Source organism: Pseudomonas sp. AC463, from assembly GCF_979253585.1.
This window is the reverse complement of record NZ_CEEDDZ010000124.1, coordinates 1-445: the sequence shown is the minus strand read 5'-3', so window position 1 is coordinate 445 and position 445 is coordinate 1. Positions and strand designations below refer to the sequence as shown.

Below are 445 nucleotides of genomic sequence, written 5' to 3'. Positions count from 1 at the left end.
TAACTGGCGAGCACCTGCCACTCCGCAAGCGCTGCGGAGCGTCGTTCCCGGTAGGTCTGTCGGTCGGTGAGATGGCGCTCCAGGCTGAAGTGGTTGTGGACGTTGGCATGTACCGAGGCGAACTTCTGCAGCATCTTCATCTGCCTGAACCGGAGCATCGCACGTTCTCGCCGTCGGAACGGCAGGTGTGAGTTCTCCGGCCGGTTGTTGGTTCAGCGGCCAATCTCCTGCTTCTCGGCGGCGCCGAGGTCGTTCATGGCTGCACGGTAGGAGCGCAGGCCGTCGGTGGTGATCGCCTCTGGTGAGCCGTGGCGCTTCAGCGCCTTCTTCATGAAGGTGAGCGCTGCCGCCTTGTCCCGGCTCTTGGTGACGTAGCTCTCCAGCACCTCGCCCTCATGATCGACGGCTCGCCACAGGTAGACCATCTCGCCGTTCAGCTTCACGT

At 63.1% G+C, this 445-nt stretch carries 1 protein-coding gene; it reads right to left on the bottom strand.

Annotation, left to right across the window (positions count from 1 at the left end; translation table 11 throughout):
• Positions 1-212: 212 nt before the first annotated feature.
• A partial coding sequence (locus tag AC0IYH_RS29395; RefSeq protein ID WP_471837564.1) for a DDE-type integrase/transposase/recombinase occupies positions 213-445 on the bottom strand: 233 nt, incomplete at its 5' end.